Below are 3,283 nucleotides of genomic sequence, written 5' to 3' on the forward strand. Positions count from 1 at the left end.
AAGAGCAGATAGATTTTCGCACCAGATAATCTGTTTATTATTTAGTTAATTAAAATCTTTGTGACTTCAGTTTTACTTTTAGTTCCGATTTATCTAAGCAAATTTTGTTAATTATAAGTTAGGGAATTAGGTAAGCCAAAAACCAAAACAATAGCAGATAAAATAGAGGATTGACACTGTTTTTGCTAACGTGTTTGTATATGGTTTGTTGCGTGTTTCAGCACCTAATTTAGCAAATAAAAACCGAATAGAAAATCCGCGAGGGTTTTCGTAAGCATGCTAGAACTAGCAATAAATTATATACGGTGTTAGCCACAGTTATTTATTCGGTTGTTGTTTCGGTTTTATTAATTTCAATAGCTCTTTCTTTTTGTAAGGCATTCTCATTGTTCTTCGATTACTAATAAATCCGTAATCATTCCACATCAATTCTGCACCATCTTCGATGTCTTCATAAATCGGCAACAATTCTCCGATACCAACAAAAATCCATTCCATTTCTATTTTGTCAGAATTCGTAAATTTATATTCTGCTTCTTTTCCAAGTTTTACAGCTTTATCAAATGCTTTTTCGGGTGAATCAGCTTTAATTAAATGATGATTTCCCCAAGTTGTCACTCTTCGCAATTCTTGCTTTTCATTTCGTTCAACTGGTTCGCATTTTTCAATAATCTCGACTATGTACCAATTCCCGTTTTTATTTGAAATCTTTTCTGAGTTTTTCATTATTCTTTTAGATATTTTGAAAATACGTTTGCATAACGGTCGTCAAAACTCAATTTTGTTATATCCTCAAAATTATGCTTTGTATTTTTCTTATCTAATATGCCTTGAGCATTAAAATATTTTATCGAAATTGATTTTTTATTAATACGCTTTAACTGTCCAATGCAAAAAAAGTTTTGTTTAGGATGTTCGCATTCTGATATAATTGTCAATTCCGTTGCTTTAATATCTTTTGCGATTGAATTCCAATCCGATAAATCAACTTTATATCTAGCTTTAACTTCAGTTATTAATCCTTCTTCTTTTAAAATCCGATGGATTGTTTTGTCATTCTTATTATATCTAACGTGTTTAATTGTTTGAATAGGAATGATTTGATAGCCTAAAACTCTGAATTCGTCTGTTTCTTGAAGCAATATAAAATTAGACGACTTATCAAGAATAAATCCTGTAGAGATTCCTTCAAAACCACCTTTTTTCCTTGTCAGTCTAACGTATAGTTTTTCGGAACAATGTTTCTCTAATTTTTCTATTACTTTCTCTTTTTTCACGGTTCTCTTTAATTGTGGCTAACGTGTTTGTATATGGTTTGTTGCGTGTTTAAGAACGTAATTTAGCAAATAAAAACCGAATAGAAAATCCGCGAGGGTTTTCGTAAGCAGGCTAGAACCAGCAATAAATTATATACGGTGTTATGTGTGGTATTTTTAATCCAGATTAAACTGTATGTTGAAATTCTTTAAATAATCCTCTATTGTTCCCATTCCCATTTCCTTTCTTCTTTCATTTACAGTTTCAGGATTTTCTAATTTGTATAATTTGTTTCCCTTTATCTGTGAACCATATATTTGTGGTTTGCCTTCATCCATTAAAATCCTATCTTTCATCAAGGCGTATTGCTGTTTAGATAAATCTCCATTTTCTACAGCTTCCTTTATCTGAGGAAAGTACTTTTTCCTATATTTCTTATTAGTATGTTGCAATCCCGCCCATATTGCGGACATTTGTTTTTGAGTTACTTCATTTAATGTTGGCATACCACACTTTTCAATAATGCTAATTACTAGTTCTTGATTTCTATGATCTTCTTTCGCGTATTTAATGAGTTCATTTGATTTTCTAATCCTTAGATCACTTTCATAAACTTCGTTCAAGATTTGATCTTTTTTATTACAATCAACTTCAATAATGTCTACTGACCCTACATAGGTAAATTTATCTCTATTCAGAAAAAGGAATATTGAAATTATTAATATCAAAACAGCGAATATGCTCAGGAATATTTTTTTCTTTTTCATGTATTTTTTTGAAATTCTATGTTGAACTTTTATCTCGATTTTATATCACACATAACGTGTTTGTATATGATTAGTGGCGTGTTTAAGCACCTAATTTAGTAAATAAAAACCGAATAGAAAATCTGCAAAGATTTTCGTAAGCAAGCTAAAACCAGCCATTAATTATATACGGTGTTGGCAATAGTTATTTCTTGTAACAATTGTCATTATAATGTAAATTGACTTTTAATAAAATTCCGTTTATAAATTCAGTAACTCTATCTTCATATTCTTTCCCGTCGTTATTTTCATAGATGTACATTTTTAACGTAGTTTCTAAAAGCGGTATTGTTTTCGTCATTGGCTCGGTTAGACAAGAGTCAAAAACCTCTTTATAATTCGTTTTATCAAATGCTTTGTCAGACATACAATTGCAGAAATCATCTTTAATTAAGTTAGAAAAATATTCTGAATATTCCTCCAATTTAAATTTTGGCCATTTTACTATGTAAGCATCTCTATTTATTTGTACTATCAAAATCTTTTTATTGTCAGGTAGCTTATCTAAGGAAAACCGATTTACTACAAATTGACTTCCTCTATGTTTATATGGATAAGTATCTAAAAAAACGTTTAGTGTATCATTTAAAATTCCGTCAAACCCAGAACTGATATTTACTCCAATATCCTGTAGAATATTTTCACTTTTCAGAAATAAGGTGTCCGAATTCAGTTTCAGTTTGATGAAACTTAATTCAGATTTTTTTAAATGTCCTAGTTTTATTTTTTTTACTTTAGAATTCTGAACTTTCTTGATTTCTTTGAATCCATCTTTATATTCAACTATCAACTCTTTTTTTGCAATACTATCAGCTCCTTTTATATTCAAATAGAAATTTTGGGCAGTTAATAAGCTTGGTAAAAGCAAAAAGATAAAAAGTAAGTTATTGAGTTTCTTCATAATTATTGCCAACGTGTTTGTATATGGAAAGTTGCGTTTTGGTACAGGCGGATTTTCCGAAGGAAAATCAGAAGTAACAAAAGAGCAACCAACTTTATTTCAGCACTAATCTAGCAATTTTTTATATACGTTGTTATAAAATGTAGCTAAACATCAAATTAAGCACGAATTACCTTGCCGTTAAGTTGCGCAATAAAAGGAGGAAAGCTAAACGTGTTTTGCTTTTACAGTTGAATAGCGAAAAGTGTTTTTTTTAAACTCTTTGGAGTATTTAGCGATTGAGTAAGCATTTCCTGGCGAGCTAAAATTTCCTTGGCTT

Annotated in this window: 4 protein-coding genes; all 4 read right to left on the minus strand. The window is 30.1% G+C overall.

Features of this window, described 5'->3' with window-relative positions:
* Positions 1–318: 318 nt before the first annotated feature.
* A complete protein-coding gene (locus tag ACVCZW_RS02095) occupies positions 319–726 on the minus strand; it encodes a DUF4288 domain-containing protein (RefSeq protein WP_452231526.1) in 408 nt (135 codons plus the stop codon).
* Complete coding sequence (locus ACVCZW_RS02100; protein ID WP_452231527.1) at positions 726–1,277, minus strand: hypothetical protein; 552 nt, start codon at positions 1,275–1,277, stop codon at positions 726–728. The genes ACVCZW_RS02095 and ACVCZW_RS02100 overlap by 1 nt, the downstream gene beginning before the upstream one ends.
* 156 nt (positions 1,278–1,433) lie before the next feature.
* Entirely contained in the window at positions 1,434–2,024 is a 591-nt protein-coding gene (locus ACVCZW_RS02105; protein ID WP_452231528.1) for a DUF6624 domain-containing protein, read from the minus strand.
* Positions 2,025–2,208: 184 nt separating this feature from the next.
* A complete protein-coding gene (locus tag ACVCZW_RS02110) occupies positions 2,209–2,964 on the minus strand; it encodes a hypothetical protein (RefSeq protein WP_165750539.1) in 756 nt (251 codons plus the stop codon).
* Positions 2,965–3,283 lie beyond the last annotated feature (319 nt).

The organism is Lacinutrix sp. MEBiC02595, assembly GCF_053601555.1.

Coding starts and splice junctions, on each gene's coding strand:
- ACVCZW_RS02095 (WP_452231526.1), bottom strand. CDS start 726: ATGAAAAACTCAGAAAAGATTTCAAATAAAAACGGGAATTGGTACATA.
- ACVCZW_RS02105 (WP_452231528.1), bottom strand. CDS start 2,024: ATGAAAAAGAAAAAAATATTCCTGAGCATATTCGCTGTTTTGATATTA.
- ACVCZW_RS02110 (WP_165750539.1), bottom strand. CDS start 2,964: ATGAAGAAACTCAATAACTTACTTTTTATCTTTTTGCTTTTACCAAGC.